This window comes from Bacillus sp. FJAT-18017 (assembly GCF_001278805.1).
Classification (GTDB): Bacteria; Bacillota; Bacilli; order Bacillales; family Cytobacillaceae; genus Bacillus_D.
This window is the reverse complement of sequence record NZ_CP012602.1, coordinates 4,139,578-4,159,100: the sequence shown is the minus strand read 5'-3', so window position 1 is coordinate 4,159,100 and position 19,523 is coordinate 4,139,578. Positions and strand designations below refer to the sequence as shown.

The 19,523-nt window shown below is 41.0% G+C and carries 18 protein-coding genes and 1 pseudogene; 16 read left to right on the top strand and 3 right to left on the bottom strand.

Annotated elements, in window-relative coordinates; all coding sequences use genetic code 11:
* Nucleotides 1–56 precede the first annotated feature (56 nt).
* From AM500_RS19290 to AM500_RS19230, 12 genes are all read left to right on the top strand, one after another.
* Entirely contained in the window at nt 57–755 is a 699-nt protein-coding gene (locus AM500_RS19290) for a YesL family protein (RefSeq protein ID WP_053600686.1), read from the top strand.
* A gap of 84 nt (nt 756–839) precedes the next feature.
* Nucleotides 840–1,883 (top strand): LacI family DNA-binding transcriptional regulator, encoded by a 1,044-nt coding sequence (locus AM500_RS19285; protein WP_053600685.1) that lies wholly within the window; start codon nt 840–842, stop codon nt 1,881–1,883.
* Nucleotides 1,884–2,144: 261 nt separating this feature from the next.
* Nucleotides 2,145–2,816 carry a beta-phosphoglucomutase gene (pgmB, locus tag AM500_RS19275; RefSeq protein WP_053600683.1) on the top strand — a complete coding sequence of 224 codons (672 nt, stop codon included), beginning with the start codon at nt 2,145–2,147 and terminating at the stop codon, nt 2,814–2,816.
* A 28-nt stretch (nt 2,817–2,844) separates the two neighbouring features.
* Complete coding sequence (locus tag AM500_RS19270; protein WP_053600682.1) at nt 2,845–5,118, top strand: glycoside hydrolase family 65 protein; 2,274 nt, start codon at nt 2,845–2,847, stop codon at nt 5,116–5,118.
* A 330-nt stretch (nt 5,119–5,448) separates the two neighbouring features.
* Nucleotides 5,449–5,826 carry a DUF1801 domain-containing protein gene (locus AM500_RS19265; protein WP_053600681.1) on the top strand — a complete coding sequence of 126 codons (378 nt, stop codon included), beginning with the start codon at nt 5,449–5,451 and terminating at the stop codon, nt 5,824–5,826.
* 159 nt (nt 5,827–5,985) lie between these two features.
* The gene (gene hprK, locus AM500_RS19260) at nt 5,986–6,930 is read left to right on the top strand and encodes an HPr(Ser) kinase/phosphatase (RefSeq protein ID WP_053600680.1); all 945 of its coding nucleotides are present in this window, start codon (nt 5,986–5,988) and stop codon (nt 6,928–6,930) included.
* A gap of 100 nt (nt 6,931–7,030) precedes the next feature.
* Entirely contained in the window at nt 7,031–7,792 is a 762-nt protein-coding gene (locus AM500_RS19255) for an SDR family NAD(P)-dependent oxidoreductase (protein ID WP_053600679.1), read from the top strand.
* A 92-nt stretch (nt 7,793–7,884) separates the two neighbouring features.
* On the top strand, nt 7,885–8,628 hold the full coding sequence (locus AM500_RS19250; protein WP_053600678.1) for a YqcI/YcgG family protein: 744 nt from the start codon (nt 7,885–7,887) through the stop codon (nt 8,626–8,628).
* A gap of 222 nt (nt 8,629–8,850) precedes the next feature.
* Complete coding sequence (locus tag AM500_RS19245; protein ID WP_053601797.1) at nt 8,851–9,417, top strand: cysteine hydrolase family protein; 567 nt, start codon at nt 8,851–8,853, stop codon at nt 9,415–9,417.
* A 557-nt stretch (nt 9,418–9,974) separates the two neighbouring features.
* The gene (locus AM500_RS19240) at nt 9,975–10,604 is read left to right on the top strand and encodes an NAD(P)H-binding protein (protein ID WP_053600677.1); all 630 of its coding nucleotides are present in this window, start codon (nt 9,975–9,977) and stop codon (nt 10,602–10,604) included.
* A gap of 30 nt (nt 10,605–10,634) precedes the next feature.
* Nucleotides 10,635–12,245, top strand: coding sequence for an FMN-binding glutamate synthase family protein (locus AM500_RS19235; protein ID WP_082347303.1), 1,611 nt, complete (start codon nt 10,635–10,637; stop codon nt 12,243–12,245).
* Between the two features lie 133 nt (nt 12,246–12,378).
* Nucleotides 12,379–12,765 carry an ACT domain-containing protein gene (locus tag AM500_RS19230; RefSeq protein WP_053600676.1) on the top strand — a complete coding sequence of 129 codons (387 nt, stop codon included), beginning with the start codon at nt 12,379–12,381 and terminating at the stop codon, nt 12,763–12,765.
* Nucleotides 12,766–12,918: 153 nt separating this feature from the next.
* On the opposite strand, the pseudogene AM500_RS19225 reads toward AM500_RS19230, so the two are convergent.
* A pseudogene (locus tag AM500_RS19225) lies at nt 12,919–13,248 on the bottom strand (redoxin domain-containing protein); the annotation flags it as partial.
* A gap of 506 nt (nt 13,249–13,754) precedes the next feature.
* Here AM500_RS19225 and AM500_RS19215 point away from each other — a divergent pair.
* Entirely contained in the window at nt 13,755–14,897 is a 1,143-nt protein-coding gene (locus AM500_RS19215; RefSeq protein WP_053600673.1) for a M20 metallopeptidase family protein, read from the top strand.
* A gap of 207 nt (nt 14,898–15,104) precedes the next feature.
* Here AM500_RS19215 and AM500_RS19210 read toward each other — a convergent pair whose 3' ends face one another.
* Nucleotides 15,105–15,410, bottom strand: coding sequence for a hypothetical protein (locus AM500_RS19210; protein WP_053600672.1), 306 nt, complete (start codon nt 15,408–15,410; stop codon nt 15,105–15,107).
* A gap of 496 nt (nt 15,411–15,906) precedes the next feature.
* Here AM500_RS19210 and AM500_RS19205 point away from each other — a divergent pair, with 496 nt between their 5' ends.
* The 3 genes from AM500_RS19205 to AM500_RS19195 all read left to right on the top strand — a co-directional run bounded on the left by AM500_RS19205 (nt 15,907) and on the right by AM500_RS19195 (nt 19,183).
* Nucleotides 15,907–18,096, top strand: coding sequence for a beta-glucosidase family protein (locus AM500_RS19205; protein WP_053600671.1), 2,190 nt, complete (start codon nt 15,907–15,909; stop codon nt 18,094–18,096).
* Nucleotides 18,097–18,315: 219 nt separating this feature from the next.
* Nucleotides 18,316–18,615: a hypothetical protein gene (locus AM500_RS19200; RefSeq protein ID WP_053600670.1), complete on the top strand. Its 300-nt coding sequence runs from the start codon at nt 18,316–18,318 to the stop codon at nt 18,613–18,615.
* Nucleotides 18,616–18,742: 127 nt separating this feature from the next.
* Nucleotides 18,743–19,183 (top strand): ASCH domain-containing protein, encoded by a 441-nt coding sequence (locus tag AM500_RS19195; protein WP_053600669.1) that lies wholly within the window; start codon nt 18,743–18,745, stop codon nt 19,181–19,183.
* A 181-nt stretch (nt 19,184–19,364) separates the two neighbouring features.
* Here the strand turns inward: AM500_RS19195 and AM500_RS26455 are convergent, their stop codons facing one another.
* Nucleotides 19,365–19,523 (bottom strand): YjcZ family sporulation protein, encoded by a 159-nt coding sequence (locus AM500_RS26455; protein ID WP_156319946.1) that lies wholly within the window; start codon nt 19,521–19,523, stop codon nt 19,365–19,367.

Genomic DNA, 19,523 nt, shown 5'->3' with positions numbered 1-19,523 from the left:
TTTGAGATTGATTTTTAAAGGTGAATGGGTAGTCTTTACGAGGGGGAGGAAGCAAAATGCGAGATTTTTCAGGATTAATGGGAGGATTCCATCGGATAGCAGAATGGTTTATGCGTTTTACCATAGTGAATATCGTATGGTTTATCATAAATCTCCCTATAGCAGTTATCGTTCTAAGTTCTATTTTTAATGATTCCCAAGGCGTAATGATTGTGCAAATGTTGCCTGCTTTGCTTTTATTTCCGTTGCTTCTTTTTCCTAGTACTGTAGCTATGTTTCAAGTAACCCGCGATTGGTTATTGGAAAAAGATCAAAAGTCCCTTATCAGGACTTATTTTTCCTATTTTAAAGAGAGCTACAAGAGAGCGCTGCTATCAGGTGCGGGCTGGGCAATCATCTGGCTTATTTGGATAGTGGACCTGTATTTTTTCAGTAAAGAAAATGACCTTTTAACCTTAATCTTCATGATCATTGGACTCATTCTGTTCGTTATGAATATGAACTTTTTCTCGTTAACTGCTCATTATCGTATGAGCTTAAGAGATTTGTTTAAGTATTCGTTTTTTCTAACATTCGGAATGCCGTCATTGTTCTTTATCATCCTGATTTTGAATATCTTCATCGTCTATATAAGTACAAAGGTTTGGTTCTTGCTGCCGTTTTTCTCTGGCTCAATCAGTGCGTATTTATCTTTCTATACGTTCTATAAAAGTACATTAAAAGTAGAAAAGAAAACAGCAGTGCAAAATAGTTAATGGTTTTTAGGTGATAAGGAATTTGTAAAGATTAATAGGCATTTATAACTGAATTTATGAAGGTCAATAGGAGGTCATTATTCAATGGCTACAATAAAAGATGTTGCCAAAAAAGCAGGTGTTTCGATTGCTGTCGTTTCAAAAGCATTCAATAATTACCCGGATATTAGTGAAAAAACCCGGCAGCGAATTTTTGAGATAGCGAAGGAACTGGATTACTCGCCTAATGTGGTTGCTAAAAATTTATCATCAAAGAAACAGAGAACGATTGGATTAATCTCGTCAGGTGTTTTTAATCAAAATGAAAAGGACACCAATGCATACGATGTATTCAAGGGTGTTTATAAGGCAGTAGAAGAAAATGAATATGAGTTTTCGGTGTATTTAATTGATTCACAGAAACAAAGGCAAAAGAGCTATGCTCAGTTTTGCAGTGAACGAAACATTGGCGGAGCTATACTACAAGGAATTCGAACCGACGATCCTTATTTTCAAGAATTAATGAATACGAACATTCCTGTCGTCTATGTAGACATTTTAAAAGACGATTATAATAAATTAATTGGCAGTGTATCGATTAATAATGCAAAGGCAAGTAAAGACATTGCTTGTTATTTATTGGAACAAAATCATCGTAACATTGTAATAATGGCGGGAACGGAAGAGACATACGTAAACATGGACCGGATGAAAGGTGTTAAGGAAGCTTTTTATCAATATAGTTTGACGATTCAAGAAGAAGATATTCTCCATGGAGATTTCTCTGAGGATAAAGCATATGCTTTAGCTAAACATTATCTGGCGGAAAAATGTCCGACGGCGTTTCTATGCTTTAGTGACCTAATGGCGTATGGCGTAATGCGTGCAGTAAAAGAAGCAGGATTAAGAATCCCTGAGGATGTTTCAGTTACTGGATTTGATAATCTAGTTTTCAGCAGTTATACGGAACCGAAACTTACTACCGTTCATCAGGATTTTGTGGAAATCGGAAGACAATCAGCTCTACTAGTACAGAATCTGATGGAGAATAAACTCGATAGTCAACATGTATTTGTTCCATATCAAATAGTAAAACGCGAGACAGTTGGAGAAGCGAAGCGAGAAGGTCAACTTAATAGGAATGAATAGGAGAATTTGAAGATACTTTTTATAAAAAATTACTTAAAAGAAGGCTCTGTTAGAGGAGAATATTGATTATGAACAGTGTTGATTGGAGCGAAAGGCGCGAAGACTCCTACGGGAGAAAAGGTCAGTGGGAGACCCCACAGGCGCTCGCGCCGAGGAGGCTCCCAGGCCGCCCGTGGAAAGCGAAGCGCCTGAAGCGGAAATCAACAAACTTTTTTAATAGCCTTTTATTAAGAAATCTCTTTGAAAAGAAAGGAAACGACAATGAAACCAAATCCGAAAGCTTTCATATTTGATTTAGATGGAGTAATCACAGATACTGCTGAATTTCATTATTTGGCATGGAAAAAGCTTGCCGAACAACTTGGCATAACGATCGATAGAGACTTTAATGAGCAGCTTAAAGGGATTAGCCGGATGGATTCCTTAGAGCGGATCCTGGCATTAAATCCAGCTTTAAAAGATATGCCTCAGGAAGAAAAAGAGAAACTTGCCTATCAAAAGAATGAGCATTATAAGAATTTGATTAAGCTGATTAAACCAGAGGACGTTTTACCGGGCATTGAAGAACTTTTTAAAAAGCTGAAAGAGAATCATATTAAAATTGCCATCGGGTCTGCCAGCAAGAATGCCCCAGTGGTAGTGGAACAGCTTGGTCTCACGCATTACATTGATTATATTGTGGATGCTGCGAAGGTAAAGAAAGGGAAACCTGACCCGGAAACATTTACAACCGCTGCCGATTATCTAAACATTCCTTATGATGAATGTGTTGGACTGGAAGACGCAGCTGCCGGAATTCAAGCTATTAATCAGGCAGGTATGTTTTCGGTTGGGATTGGAGACAAGGAACATTTGTCGGCTGCTGATTATTTAGTGGGCGATACTACTCAATTAGACCTTGAAGAAATTTTAAAACAATATTACTTGAAATAATTTACTAAAGTGAACGGAGGCGTAGACTGTGACTTGGAAATTAACAAAGTCCGAGATTGACTATGAGAATCTCTTAATAAATGAAAGCCTTCTATCACTAGGCAACGGCTATCTTGGAGTCCGTGGGAATTTTGAAGAAGGGTACAAGGAAGATTTTAAATCGATTCGGGGTACATACATTAATGCATTTCACGATGAGGTGGAAATCAGTTACGGAGAAAAGCTTTTCGCATTTCCTGAGAAGCAGCAAAAGCTCGTAAATGTGATTGATGGACAAACAGTGGAAATTTATATTGATGATGATCGATTCTCATTATATGAGGGTGAAATCATTGAGTTCACACGTAATCTGCATATGGATGCGGGATATTCTGAGCGGATTGTTCATTGGAAATCACCGAAAGGAAAAGATGTCAAACTTTATTTTAAAAGAATTGTATCCTTTCAAACGAAAGAGTTATTCGCGATTGATATAAAGATTGAGCTGATTAGCTCTGTCCAGAATGTAAAAATCGTTTCAACTGTAAATGGGGATGTATCTAATTTTGTTGATAAAAATGACCCTCGTGTTGCTTCCGGCCATGCAAAAAGGCTTAGCGTGACCGAAGTTCGTCAAGATGAGGCATTTAGTATTGTTAAGGATAAAACGTTTGCTACAAATTTAGAGGTTGCCTGTTTAAGTTTCTCGAAGGTGGAAGCGGCGGATTATCAATGTGACAGGAAAGCTTTGGATAGCAGTACAGTTGAAGTGTATTTGTTCGAAGGGAATCAACCGATTCAATTTACCAAGTTCAACATTTACACTGACACGCTCCGGCATGGGGACGATGTAACTGTAAAAGCAGCGGAAGTATATCAGGACACGAAGGAAAAGTCCTTTGCGGATCTTTTAGTTGAACAGAAAAGTTACCTTGATCAGTACTGGAATAAATCTGATGTGAAAATCGGCGGGGATGAGGAGCTTCAGCAATCGATTCGCTTCAGCCTTTACCAGCTTTTGCAATCCGCAGGTAAAGATCGCGTTAGTAACATAGCTGCGAAAGGGTTATCAGGAGAAGGATATGAGGGCCATTACTTCTGGGATACAGAAATTTATATGCTCCCAGTATTCTTAATGACTCACCCGGAAATTGCTAAAAATCTACTGTTGCATCGATACTCCATTTTAGATAGTGCCCGGGCTCGCGCGCGAGAAATGGGACATAAAAAGGGAGCTTTATTCCCTTGGCGAACGATAACAGGTCAGGAATCCTCCGCATTCTTCCCAGCGGGCACAGCTCAATATCATATTAGTGCCGATATTGCCTATAGTTACATTCAATATTATTTAGTAACAAAGGACGAAGAATTCCTAAAGGATTACATGGCCGAAGTGCTATTTGAAACCGCCCGCCTCTGGGCAGATACTGGCCATATGTTAAACGGTCAATTTAGAATTGATAACGTAACAGGTCCAGACGAATATACTTGCATAGTAAACAATAACTATTACACGAATGCAATGGCCAAGCACAATTTGCTTTGGGCTGCAAAAGTATATCATTTACTAAAAGAAACTGAGAATGATGTATTAGCAGGGCTGGCCGAAAGATTAGATGTCACCGAAGAGGAAGTAAATGAATGGCAAGAAGCTGGGGAAAACATGTATCTTCCATATGATGAAGAATATAAGATTTCCGCACAGGATGACAGCTTTTTATCGAAGGCGCGCTGGGATCTCGAAAATACGCCTAAAGACAAATTCCCGCTATTGCTAAACTATCATCCATTAACTTTGTATCGTTATCAGGTTTGCAAGCAGGCCGATACCGTACTGGCTCATTTTCTGCTAGAGGATGAGCAGGACTTTGACACTATTAAAAATTCGTATGATTATTACGAAAAAGTAACGACTCATGATTCTTCGCTATCTTATTGTGTCTTCAGTATAATGGCATCGAAGTTAGGCTATAAAGAGAAAGCCTATCGTTATTTTAATGAAACGTCCCACCTGGATTTAGATAATACTCATGGAAATACAAAAGATGGTCTTCACCTTGCTAATATGGGCGGGACATGGATGGCGATTGTATTCGGATTTGCCGGTTTGAGAGTGAAGGAAGGAGGTTTGTCACTTTCTCCCTCTCTTCCGGAAGAATGGACTTCGCTCCAATTCCAACTTCAGTACCAGAACAGAGTCCTTCGTGTACACATCGAAAAGGATGCTGTCACTTATCTGATTTTAGAAGGGGAAGATTTGACAATAACCCATAATGGGGATCGTTTAACACTTGTGAAAGGGAAAGAAGTTAGGGCTGAATAAGTGCATTGTCACTCCCCGCATTTTGTCGAATTCGGACATAGGCGGGGAGTGACAAGCTCTTTACAAGAGTGTGGAAATACAAGCTCGGTTTTTAACATAACCCTCGACCCGTTTACTTACCCCTACTTTTTGCTAGTTATAAAATTCTAATTCTCCAAACCCCCAACCACCCAAAAAAGGATATGTTCAATTTTTATTTTATGACATGTAAAATAAGGTTGGACAACCTACCCTTCCGGTGAAAAATGTGTATTCATGATAAATAGTATGTTGAAAACAAATGATTTTTTTACTAGTGTAAAGATATCTTTAAGGAAATGGAGATAAATTATGGCTGATAAGAGAAGAGAGAATGAAGAGGTTAATCAATTTATTTTGAAATTACCTGAAGACATTCAAAACATTGCATCTGCTTTAAGAAAAATAATCCTCAATTCTTCGCAGGAACTTCAAGAAGAGTTTAAATGGTCTATGCCTAATTATTCGTATAAAGGGCTAGTCTGTTATATCCAAACTGCTAAAAGCCATGTTAATCTTGGCTTTCATAGAGGTAATGTACTCCAGGAAAAAGATACTAATAAGTTATTACAGGGTTCGGGTAAAGCATTGAGATACATTAGAGTGAAAAAGATGGAAGAAGTTCAACCAGAAGCGATAGCTTCACTCATTGAAGAGGCAGTTAGATTAAATGAGGAATTGAGTAGCTAGTTAAGGCACGAAGCAGGCTTCGTGCTTTTTTGTAATGCTATCAATACATCTCTATTCTTGAAATCGGTATGGATAAAACAACATTGGGGAATCGCTGGGATATTTCACTAATTATTAGTATAATTTATTGTAAAAATGGCAATAGGACGTGAATGGTAGTTGAAAAAAATTACGGTTGAAGATTTGGCTAAAAAATTCTCACTTAAAGTGATGGCTGGTGAAGGCCAGCTGCAAAAAACGATTACACAACCGCGGGTGCATCGTCCAGGCCTGGAATTTGTGGGATACTTTGATTTTTTTCCAACAGAACGAGTTCAAATATTAGGAAAAAAAGAAATTACCTATTTACATAAATTAAGTGAAGAAGAACGTAAAATCCGGATCGGAAATATTGTCCACTATCATCCTCCATGCTTTATTGTAACAGCTGGTGAGGAAGGACTTACCTACTTGATTCACCATTGTACCGAGCAGGGTATTCCTCTGTTAGTGACGAATATTCCTGAGGAAACGTCAGAGTTTATCACCAAATTGGATACATATTTAGTGAAGGAGTTAGCACCAGAAATGACGCTGCACGGAGTTTGTATGAATGTATCGGGCATTGGAATTTTGCTTCGCGGAGCTTCCGGAGTAGGGAAAAGCGAAACGGCGCACACTTTAATTCGCAGGGGTCACCGGCTTGTTTCGGATGATATTGTTGTTCTAAAGAAACTTAGTCACCAAACCATTCTCGGAACCCATGAAGGAAAAAATAAAGAGTTTTTGGCTCTGCGGAGCATTGGCTTGTTGAATGTGGTCCGCTTATACGGCCGCAAGGCTTTTCAAGAAGAAACAAGAATTACCCTGGATATCCATTTAACGAAATGGGAAAAGGATGCTTTGTATAATGATTTAGAACAGGAATTTCACTCTACGGATTATATGGGGGTAAAAGTACCTTCCATTGAGATTCAACTTCAGCCTGGACGGGATGTTGCAGGGTTAATAGAGGCAGCAGCAAATAACTGGTTTTTAAAGCAGCAGGGATACAGTGCAGCAGAGGAATTCATGAGCAGGATTGAGACTGATATTATGATAAAATCCGGGAAGAAATACTTTTAGGCACTGCTGTCCGTGGTTTGTTGCAGAGGACTCCGATACCCGTTGGTGTACTCGAAGACGGTATCAAGAACCAAGTTATAGTTGAAAGGAAGTAAGTACAATGGATTTGCTTTTACAAGGGAAAAATATACTCATCACTGGCGGTTCAAAGGGAATTGGAAAGGCGATTGCTGCGGCGTTTGTGGCCGAAGGGGCGAATGTTTCCATTTCTGCCAGGGGGATGGATGCACTGGAGAAAACAAATGAAGAAATAGAGGGCAAAGCCACCATTTTTCAAGCAGATATCACCAACCCGGAAGAACGAGAGAAACTGATCATGTCCTTTGTTGAAAAATACGGAACCATTGATGTGCTCATTAATAATGCAGGCGGAAGCAATGGCGGGAACGCAACAGAAACTGACATGGATTTATACTACAAGGCGATGGAGTTGAATTACTTTTCGGCCGTCCACTTAAGTAAATTGGCAGTTGAGCATATGAAAAAGCAACAGTCGGGTTCGATTATTAATATCACCTCCATTTTCGGCAGAGAAAGCGGAGGAAAGGTTACCTATAACAATGCAAAATCCGCCTTGATCAGTTTCACCAAGTCACTGGCGGACGAGGTCATTTCAAGTGGAATTCGAGTCAATAGCATCGCACCCGGAAGTATACTTCACGAAACAGGTAATTGGAAAAAGCGTCTAGAGGCTGACCCTGAAGGTATAAAAGAATTTGTAAAGAAGGAGATACCAGCCGGACGCTTCGGCACTCCTGAAGAAATCGCAAATGTTGCCGTATTTCTCGCCTCCGAAAAAGCATCCTGGATTGTTGGTGCCAGTATAAATGTAGATGGCGGACAATCCAGAATGAATTTCTAACCAAATCTTCTTGCTATGAATCTAGCAGGTTTTGAATAGTGTCACTTGGGTTCTCCCCGGAATACGTTAAATGGAGAGAGGAGGACCCATGTATGACCCTTTTTACAAAGGAATCCGTGCTTCAATCTGGAGTTGATACATGGAAAAAAGATGCTGTTGCCCTATTCTCTGCGAAAATGCAGGATCGGACAAAACCTTTCCCCTGCATCCCGGCGACCATGGGCCATCAACTTGACCACTTCCAATATGGCTTCCTTCCTGATCCTTTCGACGTTTCGGCAGCGTCTGAACTTGCCCGTGCATTGGAAGAGTATTCAACTCACTATAGGGAACTGGGGAGGTATACATCCCTTGTCCTTTTTTATAAAAAAACCGGCCAGTATTCTCTTTCCGTTGAGGAGTATGAGCAGATTTTTTGGGAGCAGCTAAGCCAAAGCAGTCTTCTTGATAAGCTGGATTGGCCCGAGCCTATTCCCGCTGATCCAGAAAATACGTTATGGGAATTCTGTTTTCACGGAGAACAGTATTTCGTCTATTGCGGTACTCCGGCACATAAAAACCGGCAGAGCAGATATTTTCCATATCTTATGCTGGCAATAACTCCGAGGTCGGTGCTGGTGGAGTTTAATAAATCACCGGACAGGGCGGCAAAGATCAAATCATCCATTCGGGAACGCCTTGCCAATTATGACAAGGCCCCGATTCACCCAGATTTAAATATGTATGGAAATGAAGACAATTACGAATGGAAGCAATATTTCCTAAGGGATGATGATACAACGATCTCCAAATGTCCTTTCCACCACTATCTGAAAAAAACAAATAAGAATGAGTAAAAAAAGCATGCCAAATCCGGCATGCTTTTTTTACTCTTAAGGGACTGTAACCGTCTAGTGAAATAAGATTTTCCTGACGTTTCAATCTTAAAAATCAATTGGGCTAATGCTCAATTAGAAAACTAAACTCCCACTTGATCGTAGGTTCATTTCATACGGATAAACGAGTGAACTGTGGGAAAAATAAGGAACAGTCTGGATGGAGGGATAAGCTTGAAACAACTGATTGACCTGCCAGCTCTACTGATTTTAGACGTCCAAAACGGGTTTGATGACCCTTATTGGGGGGAGCGGAATAACTCTCAGGCAGAGGAAAACATTTCCCGGCTGCTGACAGAATGGAGAAATCGTCGAGGAATTATCATCTACTCACAGCATTTATCACTGCTGCCGCAATCTCCATTAAATTATAAAGATGCCAAAAAGGTCCGAATTAAGGATATTGTTAGTCCAAAAGAAGGAGAGGAAGTATTCACCAAGAATGTAAATTCAGCATTCATAGGCACCCCGCTTGAAAGCTTTTTAAAAGAAAAGCAGGTAAAGTCGCTGGTCATCACTGGCTTATCAACACAGCACTGTGTCTCCACGACAGTACGAATGGCAGGCAATCTTGGTTATTCAAATTTCCTCGTGTCTGATGCGACGGCTGCCTTTGAAATCACTGACCACAAGAATAAACGGCACAGCCCAGATGTAGTGCATGAGCTGGAACTGGCTGCACTGCATAAGGAATTTGCTACAATCGTGACAACGAACGAAGTGCTTGAATCCCTATCAAAAACGCAATAAAAAGGTGTGAAGGAATGCTCCTTTACACCTTTTTATTTAAGGGCCCCTTTAGCTGTGCAATCAATTTTATGTTTAGCCCCAACTACCCTCAGATGAGAATTATTAGGGGGAGAATTTCCGTCTATTGTACGCATGGGCAGCTGAAGAAGCAGAAATAAGCGGATAAATTCCCCTTAACTTCTCAAAATAAGTCAAAATTCATAGATTCCGGGATGATAAGCGGAAAAACTTCCCTTATTTTAAGGGAAATATGGGCATTTCCCGACTTAATCGGAATTTCTCCCCTTATTTTTTTATCAACATTCAGCTATAACAGAGCCTTCTTTAAAAAGGAAGAACGAAACTATTTTTTTATAACACTAGCACCTTTTTTAAGGGTTGAAACAGAGCCATTGAAGTAAAACCAAGCTTTTTCGTTTATAAGCGGGTAAAGGTGGAATATTGCATTGAGGGATAGAAATTTTGAATTTTTAGTATTTTTTAAAGAGGAAGCGGAATCAAAGGTGTCTTGGTTAAGGAATAAGGCGTAAGCAACAAACATAGTTAGGAGGAATACGATGAAGGTGCTTGTGATAGGAACGTATGATTTGGCAGGGGAACACGTTGTTAAGCTGCTGGCTGAAAAGCAGCATCAGACGGTCGTGATGGCAAGCTCTGAAAACCGGGCCGAAGAATTGAAGAGGCTTGGTGCGACGGAGGTTGTCCTAACAGATGAGAATGAGATTTCTGGCGCTTTCTCAAGCTGTGATGCCGTCATCTATTTAGGAGGGGCAAGCCCGAGGACCGGGGAGAGCAAGCCGATATTGATTGACCATCAACTTGTTGTTAGTTCGATTCAGTCGGCTGTGAAGCACGGGGTGGAGCGCTTTGTCTTGCTTAGTGCATTAAAGGGCGAGGAAAGTGACATTAGCGGAACCGGTACAATCGGAGCGAAACAAATGCCGGAAGAACTATTGAGGCAGGAAGACCTTGCCTATACCATCATAAGGCCTACCACGCCTGCGGACAAGCCGGGGAAAGGGAAAGTGACTGTTTCGGAAACACTCACCTCTGAAGAAGGGGAAATTCCAAAGGAAGATCTCGCATCGGTACTAGTCGAAGCGCTGGAAGAGGAAAAAACGATTGGTAAAACAATCACCGTGACAGCGGGTGAAACACCAATCGGCCAGGCGCTGACAGAATTATAGAATCCTAGAAAATAAACGAAGGGTGATACGATGGCAGAGAAGAAAAAGTTTCTTCCGGCATTTTTAAAAGGAACGGCCGTCTTGGGAGCAGCAGCGGCAGCGACGTATCTCTATCGGAAGGACGACACACAAAAGCAGCATTCAATTCTTAGGAATTTCCCGCTTCTTGGCAGAATCCGCTATATGACCGAGCAAATTGGTCCCGAGCTCCGGCAATATTTGTTCCAGAGTAATCTTGAAGGCACGCCTTTCCCAAGAAAAGAATTCGAGGATATCGTCAAGGCGGGTAAATACAAGGAGCGTTTGATTGGCTTCGGGTCGGAACGCGATTTTTCAAAAAGCGGCTATTATATCAGGAACAGCATGTTCCCGAAACAGCGGGAAGAACTGCGAATCGATAACAGCCAGAAAATCAATACGATGGTTTATAAAGTCGATGAAGAAGGACTGGTTACCCGGAAGGAGCACCGTGAAGAAAGACAGGTAGATCCTTTTTTCCTGACAGATGAGGATGCTGTTGTGATTGGCACTGATTCGTGCAGGAAACCGTTCAAGGTAAAGGGTCTTGTCGGGCAGTCGGCGATGAGCTACGGCGCGCTCGGAAAAAATGCGATTACCGCACTATCCAATGGGCTTGCCCTGGCAGGCGGGACATGGATGAATACCGGGGAAGGAGGGCTGTCCGATTATCATCTGGCAGGGAATCCCGATATTATCATGCAGATTGGACCGGGATTGTTTGGAGTACGGACACCGGGCGGGGAATTTTCCTGGGAAGAGTTCAAGCGGAAAAGTGAAATTGAACAGGTAAAAGCATTTGAACTTAAACTTGCCCAAGGAGCGAAAATCCGCGGCGGCCATCTTGAAGGTGATAAGGTAACCGAGGAAATCGCGCGAATCCGCCTCGTCGAACCAGGGAAAACAATCAACAGCCCGAACCGTTTCTATGAATTCAATGACTACCATGAATTGTTTGAGTTTGTGGAGAAAATGAGGGACCTTGGCGGAAAGCCAGTTGGAATCAAAATTGTTGTCGGGGATCTTGATTCGCTTGAAGAGATGGCTTCGATTATGAAGGATACCGGAATGGGGCCTGATTTTATCAGCGTTGACGGGGGGGAAGGCGGAACCGGCGCCACCTACCAGGAACTTGCCGATGCAGTCGGGCTTCCAATTCAATCGGCGCTTCCGGTCGTTGATGAAATGCTGAAAAAGTATGGCGTACGGGGCAGAGTGAAGCTTATTGCATCCGGCAAGCTGATTACACCGGACAAAATCGCAATTGCACTCGCGATGGGTGCCGATCTTGTCAACATCGCACGCGGTTTTATGATTAGTGTTGGCTGCATTATGGCGGGCAAATGCCATACAAACGCCTGCCCCGCGGGAGTCGCAACGACTGATCCGAAGCTTCAGGACGGCCTGGTGATCGAGGAAAAAATGTACCGGGTGGCCAACTATGTCATTTCGCTGCGCGAGGGCCTGTTCAATCTTGCAGCCGCGGCGGGCATTGATTCCCCTGTTAAATTTGAGCGGAAGCACCTCGTCTTTAAAGATGAATGGGGCAGGGTAGCATCGGTTGGTGACATCATCCTTACGCCTGAGAAAGTCGATGCTATCAGGGAGAAGGAAAGAGCGTGAAAGTAAATAGAGGTTAGGTGGAAGCAGGGGATGTCCCTGCTTCGTTTATTTTTCGTTTTAAACAGGGGAGTTTAGTAAACTAGGAGTTAAAAAGAAAGATGGTAAAATAACTTCGAAAGGGAGTGCTGAATATATGAAATTAAAAATTATTGATTCAACATTTTCCGTTATAAAATTTCCTCCAGCAGAAACAATACCATTATGGGCATTGAACTGCGAGGTATTTTCCATTACTCGCACCCATGAGGAATTGTCAGTCGTATGTCCTTCCGAATGTTTACCCACTAATGAGCAAATTATCGAAGTTGAACATGATTGGAAGTGTATAAAAGTAGAGGGCATTTTAGACTTTAGCTTAACTGGAATATTATCTTCGTTAGCTACTACATTAGCCGAAAATAAAATCAGTATCTTTGCTATTTCAACTTTTAATACAGATTACCTGCTCGTTAAAAGTCATTCAATTAAAAAGGCAAGAATTGTATTAGAGAATAATGGTCACTCTTTTTGCAATATTTAAAGTAGATTTGTGCAAAATGCGAAGGACTGACTTGGCTAGTGAGGATTAAAGAGTTAAAAAAAGACTGCTGGCAAGCTCATTTTTCTTTCGAGTTTGCCAGCAGTCTAAGGGATTCCTATTTCTAGCCTGCCGAAACGGCCATAAGAATCTTAATTATTGTTCTATAGCTTTGTATTCCGCTTTAATTTCTTTTACCGTCTTGTCGAATTGTTCTCCCCACAAGTCATTTACCGTATAGAATACAACTGTTCCATCGGTATCTAAAAGTCCGTAACCTCTGTAAGCAGCATCACCATTTTTCATGCCAAAAAGATCAATTAATTCTAGATTGGGATCGGAAACGAAAGGTAAGCTGTAGCCGAACCTTTCTTTTAAGGCATTGTATAACAGGAGTTGTTCTTCTGGAGTATCCCCGCTTACGATATACATATTGACATCCAAGTCATCTAGTTCTTGAATATATTCATGCAACTGAACCAGTTGCGTTTGGCAATGAGTTCAGGTGTACGTGGTAAGGAAAAAGAACAACGTGGGTTTATCCTGGGGGAAGGATATTTCTTCTTTATTTTGATTAAGCAAAGTCATAGAGCCTTCGATTTTTTCTTGGCCGCATGCTGAAAGAATTAGAACGAGGATGAAAAGAAGGCATGAAAGTTTTATTCTCATTGTTTTCCCCTTTAATTAGATTGAGTTTCCACTATGGACATGGTGCTTATTTTAATACTTTTAATATGTTGGAACAAGCTGAATAATTTCCACCTATGCCTTGTTTTTACAAAATGGGATTTTCTGTTCAAGGACTCAGGTCTTCTTAATAATAAAAAACCAAATTTTATTAGGTTAGGGAGGGTATTCAAATACCCTCTCCAACCTGATACTATTATTGCAGAGCTTGCGGTTGCAGGTATGTACAATGTACAATTTGTTATTGCCATCATTGCACTTGTTTTTGCGCAATGGACCGTTTTAAAAAGAAGGGGATTTAACTCGTGAATGAACAATTAGTAAAACAAGCAATAGAAGACCGCCGTTATCTTCACCAGCATCCAGAGTTATCCGGGGAAGAATATGAAACGTGTAAATTTATTCGCAACCGGCTAGAAGCGTTAAATATTGAAATCTTGGATTTCCAGCCGCCAAGTGTAGTTGGTTTTGTCAAAGGAACAAAAGGAGACAAGACAATTGCCTTACGGGCCGATATTGATGCTCTTCCAATTATGGAAGAAGGCGATAAGCCGTTTAGTTCGAAAATTCCCGGTGTGGCTCATATGTGTGGACATGATGGTCATACGGCTATTCTTTTAGCTGTATCAGAATGGATAGCAAAAAACACAAACGACATAGAACCGAATATTGTACTTATCTTTCAATCAGCTGAAGAAATTTCACCGAGTGGGGCAGATAAACTTGTCAAGCAAGGGGTTTTAAAAAATGTCGATGCCATTTTTGGTATTCACCTATGGCAAGGAATGGATAAGGGGAAAATCGGTTTAAAACCAGGTCCGATGATGGCCTCGGTTGATGACTTTGAAATAATAGTACAAGGGTATGGGGGCCATGGATCCATGCCACATGAAACAGTTGACCCGATTTATATCGCAACACATGTTATTCAATCATTACAAAGCATCATAAGCCGTAAAGTGAATCCAATGGACCCAAGTGTTATTTCAGTTGGAAAAATAGAATCAGGAACAACTTACAATATTATTCCTGATTCTGCTAAGATCATTGGTACGATTAGGACGTTATCACCGGAAGCAGTTCGGACCATTCAAAGTCAAATGGTTCAATTGACGGAAGGTATTTGCAAGGCATTCGGCGCCACAGCTAAAGTCGATTTTATTATTGGAACGCCGCCGCTAGTTAATGATCCAAAAGAATCTGAATTTGTAGAATCCCTTATTAGGAGAACATTTGGTAATGACGTATTTGAGCTAGTCGAACCAGTAATGGGTTCAGAGGATTTTTCCTATTATTTACAAGAAAAACCTGGGGCTTTTATATATGTAGGCATGAATGGAGAGAAGAGTATGTATCCTCATCATCATCCTAAATTCGATATTGACGAAGGGGTTTTTCCGGAAGCTATTCATTTATTTATTGAGATCATTAAAAATTATAGGTACTGAAATCTCTTCAAAAAAGCTGGCTTAATAGACCAAATCTTGGTGGAATTTCGGATAACAGGAGTATGAGAACGAAATAGTACTCAATTGAGAAAAGCAATAAACAAATTAAAACCCGCTCCAATCTCGCTGAGAGAGAAGAGCGGGTTCTTTTTTATAATCCAGGCAAGGCAAGCTTATTTATTAGATGTCCAATCTAATTCTACGAAATCAGTTAGTGCTTAATTTATTAATTTCTTTAGTATTAAAATCAATAGTATACCTAGATCTTACTTTAATTTCTCCATCAACCCCATAAATTCTAAGATAATATTTGGTGCCAGATTCTTTCTCGTAATCGACCGTATATTTTTCTTTTTCCTCTTTGCTAAGGGTATCCCAAATCATTACTTCCGCTTCATCCCGAGATAGTATTCCTTCCTTTTCTGCCTCAATATCGCTTTGTGTTTTACCTGAACAAGCAATGGTAATAATAGAAAAACTTAAAATTAATAGAAAAAGATAGAACTTTTTCAATCAAACTACCTCCCCAAAATCCTTTTATCATAAAAGGTATACAAAGTGGAAATACTAATTTAAGAACCCATAGCTTTATAGTTTCAGAATAACATAGCTTACTTGAATGAACAGTGTCGGTGGACTGGTTTGTCCTGAATATCCGAAAAACTGTCCTGAATCTTTTGGGAAATGTCCTGAATAATCCGGGAAATGTCATGAAAATCTAAAAAGGTGTCCTGTATATCGAAAAAGTTGTCCTGATTGGTTTAGCTACCCGCGTGTTACAGGAGGGGATTCTCTCAACCCGATGACCGAATCAAGTGTTTATCGATTAATTTTTCTAATCAAAGTCACTTTTCATTCAAAAAGCCGAAGCCAGACTAAATTTCATTGTTAATCCATTTTTTAAAGGTGATTGGAATGACAACGATTTCACTTTAATAGAAAAACGTTTACATTGTATGTTAGTATACTAGTATACCTAAAATTAAAAAGTTAAGAGGCGATTTCGACTATGACTAAAGAACAGCTTGACTCAGAACTGAAAGAGTCGGATACAAATTCGTTCCCATGGATGGATCAATCATTGTCTCCGCGTGAACGTGCTGAAAAGCTCGTAGCAGCGATGACTCTGGAACAGAAGATTGCCCAGCTTCACGGCGCAATGGAGACAATCAATATCTATGCCTTGCCGACTGCTGATGAAATGAATGGAATGGATGCGGAGGAGCAAGAAAAACTAATGGCACAGCTTCAAGTACAGCGCCATGTGAAGGGGATTGAAGAGCTGGGTATCCCGCGTTTCCGAATCACCAACGGCCCTGTTGGTGTCGGCATGGGCGATGGACATCCGAGTCCACCTGCTACCGCATTGCCAATGACCATTGCCCTCGCTGCCGGATTTGATCCGGAGCTTGCGCATGATTACGGCGACATTATTGGTTCGGAAACAGCGACACTTGGCCAGCACGTTCTTGAAGGCCCGGGAGTTTGCTTGCACAGGACTCCGATTGCCGGCCGTAACTTCGAGTACTTCTCTGAAGATCCGTACCTCTCCGGGGTGATGGGTGTCGAAGTAACGAAGGCGATTCAGGCACATAACGTGATTGCGATGGGTAAGCATTTTGTGGTTAACGATCAGGAATATGAGCGCTTCCGCACCAGTGTCGAAGTCGATGAGCACGTTCTTCGGGAATTGTACCTGCTGCCGTTTGAAATGCTGGTCAAAGATGCTAAGATTGCTGCAATCATGAGCGCATACAACCGAGTTCGCGGCGTTTATGCAACTGAGAACCGCTATCTTCTTAATGACGTTCTCCGCAAAGAGTGGGGTTTCGAAGGTTACGTGCAATCCGATTTCTGGTCAACGCGCTCTGCTGCTCCGTCGCTGAATGCAGGCTTAGATCATGAAATGCCGGACGCCAAATGGTTAAACGAAACGAACGTCAAGAATGCACTCGAGGATACGAGTCTTGAAATCCAAACTGTAGATCGCGCTCTTGTCCGCCGTTTCACTCAGATGTTCCGTTTCGAACAATTCGAGCGTCCTTACAACCCAGGTGTCATTGATGCGAAGGCCCATGGAGATACTTCTCGAAAAATCGGCGCCCAGACAGCCGTTCTTCTGAAAAATGATGGCGGTATCCTGCCGCTTGACCCGAATGCTTATAAATCCATCGTGATTATCGGCCAGTCTGAATACGTCGATGATGCGTGCAATGGCGGCGGTGGCTCTTCCAAGGTCGACCCGCTTTATACTGTACCGCCGGTAGAGGGAATGCAGGATGTCCTGCAAGGACTTGGATCTGACGCAAAGGTAAGCAAGGTTACCGTAGCCAAAGACTTGTCGAACCTGGAAGAGGCCAAGTCTGCAGCTGCCGAAGCAGATCTTGTCATCTTGATGGCTGGTTTGGTCGCATCCGAGGGTGCGGATTTACCAACTCCAAACATGCTGGATGAACAGGACCGCATGGTTGACGAACTCCTGGATGTCAATACGCATACTGTTGTAGTTTTGAAGAACAGCAGCCCGGTACTGATGCCTTGGATCTCAAAGGCGCCGGCTGTTCTGGAAGCGTGGAACCAGGGTACTGAGGATGGCCATGTTGTTGCAGATTTGCTCTTCGGTGTTGTCAATCCTTCCGGCAAAGTGCCTACAACCTACACAGCATCAGAGGAAGATCTTTTGTACGCTGGCAATCCTGAGCGCTATCCTGGAATCGACGAAGGTGAAGGCTTCCCGGTTATCCGTTATTCCGAGGGCCTTAACATGGGTTACCGCTGGTACCAGTCGCAGGGAATAAAGCCGCTATTCCCGTTCGGTTTCGGCCTGTCCTATACAACGTTTGAGCTTTCCGGCTTCTCGGTAACACCATCCCAGTCTAACGGCAAGGCTCCAATCACAGTACAAGTGACCGTGACCAACACAGGGAAGGTTGCAGGAGCAGAGGTTGTCCAAGTCTATCTTGGCATTCCTGTTACAGGTCAGCCGCCTAAACGCTTGGTTGGATTCCAGAAAGTATTCCTTGAACAAGGAGAGTCAAAAGAGGTTACCATTACCATCGATCCGGCATCCACGAATCATCCAATGAGTGTATGGGACTACTACGAACACGACTTTGTGGTAAAGCCTGGCGAATATAAGGTATACCTTGGCAACTCCAGTGAAGACACACCGTTCGAAGCAACAGTAGTTGTTGACTGAAGGAAGAAGATGTAATGTATTGGATTAAAAAACGGAAAATGAAGGCTGTCCTGATATAAATAATGAAAATTATATAGTAAAGGTGGGAGCTGTTTCCCACCTTTATTTGTTTTCTCTAAAATTAAAGGGTATTTAACCTTTGTTGCAGGTTATAAGGAAACTTTTCTGAAAATTTCTCGTAGAAGATATAAATGAATATTGGATTAGGGCGGTGGAATAGTGGGAACTCTGTTTGACCTTTTAGGTTCTTTAGGTGCACTTATATTTCCCTTTACAAAAGAGGTGACGGAAGAAGAAATAGAGAGGAATATTTACTTTTTAAAAGAATATCAATGGTTTCAAAAATATCTTGATGATGATAAATTCAAAAACTTAATTATGGAAGATGAAGATGTTCGTTTTGTGATTGGAACACTTAATAGTAAAAAGATGAAAAAGAAAACCTATTATGATAAATATCAAAAAAAATTCCAAAAAATACTACTAAAAAAATTAAATTCATTTAAACAACCAATATAATATTTAGCATAATTGACCTCAACCAGCAGAGGTGCTACCCCTGGACAAGTCATATATGAAAAAACTACTGCAACCTTTTATTGAACAATAGGCAGGTTAGCGGCAATTAGTAAAGGATGAATGGGTTATGGATAGGCTACAACATTTTTGGAAAGATTTTTGTGTAGAAAATCATAAGGAAGGAATCGAATATAAAGATGCTTTTCAATTTGGAGCTTCGGCTGAATTGTTAGCCGATTTAGTTGTTGAAGGAAAGAAGACAGCGACAACTTCAGGTTTTGTGTTTTATGAATTAGAAAAAGAAGCTATACCTCAAATTGGTGAATACTATATTATTTTAGGTGGTCAGGAAGAGCCAGTTGCAATCATTCAAATCCAATCGGTTGGAGTTGTTCCGATGAATGAGGTAACAGAGGAATTTGCTTTAGCAGAAGGTGAAGGGGATTATCAGTTTTGGTGGGACGCACACGAAAAGTTCTTTACCTCATTATTAGAAGAATACGATTTAGAATTCTCACCAAATATGTTAGTTGTATGTGAACGGTTTAAAAAAGTATATCCAAAATAAAGTAGTAAAATAACATTAGAGTTTGTTGAACGTGGCAGATTGGCTCTATAAGGAGGAATTCTCCATTTTAAGCACCAATACCATAAGTTTTGTTAAAAAAATTGTGGCTTGAGGAAAGTTCCTCAAGCCCTTAGATTGTTTAATATAAAAAATAAATCTTTTTCACTTCTAAGCATTGCAGTTAGCATTTGCTATAGCTGTAACAACTTGCACCTATAATGATTAGTAAAATAAACAATACTACAATTAGAACAAAATCATTACGATAAGTAGGACAGCCATAACTATAAGCTGGGGCTGCACATCCATAATCATAAACAGGAGCTGTATAGGTAGGCAT

Excerpts from the sequence above, each read along its gene's own strand:
- AM500_RS19290 (WP_053600686.1), top strand. The coding sequence starts at position 57 with ATGCGAGATTTTTCAGGATTAATGGGAGGATTCCATCGGATAGCAGAA.
- AM500_RS19285 (WP_053600685.1), top strand. The coding sequence starts at position 840 with ATGGCTACAATAAAAGATGTTGCCAAAAAAGCAGGTGTTTCGATTGCT.
- pgmB (WP_053600683.1), top strand. The coding sequence starts at position 2,145 with ATGAAACCAAATCCGAAAGCTTTCATATTTGATTTAGATGGAGTAATC.
- AM500_RS19265 (WP_053600681.1), top strand. The coding sequence starts at position 5,449 with ATGGCTGATAAGAGAAGAGAGAATGAAGAGGTTAATCAATTTATTTTG.
- AM500_RS19255 (WP_053600679.1), top strand. The coding sequence starts at position 7,031 with ATGGATTTGCTTTTACAAGGGAAAAATATACTCATCACTGGCGGTTCA.
- AM500_RS19250 (WP_053600678.1), top strand. The coding sequence starts at position 7,885 with ATGACCCTTTTTACAAAGGAATCCGTGCTTCAATCTGGAGTTGATACA.
- AM500_RS19240 (WP_053600677.1), top strand. The coding sequence starts at position 9,975 with ATGAAGGTGCTTGTGATAGGAACGTATGATTTGGCAGGGGAACACGTT.
- AM500_RS19235 (WP_082347303.1), top strand. The coding sequence starts at position 10,635 with ATGGCAGAGAAGAAAAAGTTTCTTCCGGCATTTTTAAAAGGAACGGCC.
- AM500_RS19230 (WP_053600676.1), top strand. The coding sequence starts at position 12,379 with ATGAAATTAAAAATTATTGATTCAACATTTTCCGTTATAAAATTTCCT.
- AM500_RS19205 (WP_053600671.1), top strand. The coding sequence starts at position 15,907 with ATGACTAAAGAACAGCTTGACTCAGAACTGAAAGAGTCGGATACAAAT.
- AM500_RS19195 (WP_053600669.1), top strand. The coding sequence starts at position 18,743 with ATGGATAGGCTACAACATTTTTGGAAAGATTTTTGTGTAGAAAATCAT.
- AM500_RS26455 (WP_156319946.1), bottom strand. The coding sequence starts at position 19,523 with ATGCCTACCTATACAGCTCCTGTTTATGATTATGGATGTGCAGCCCCA.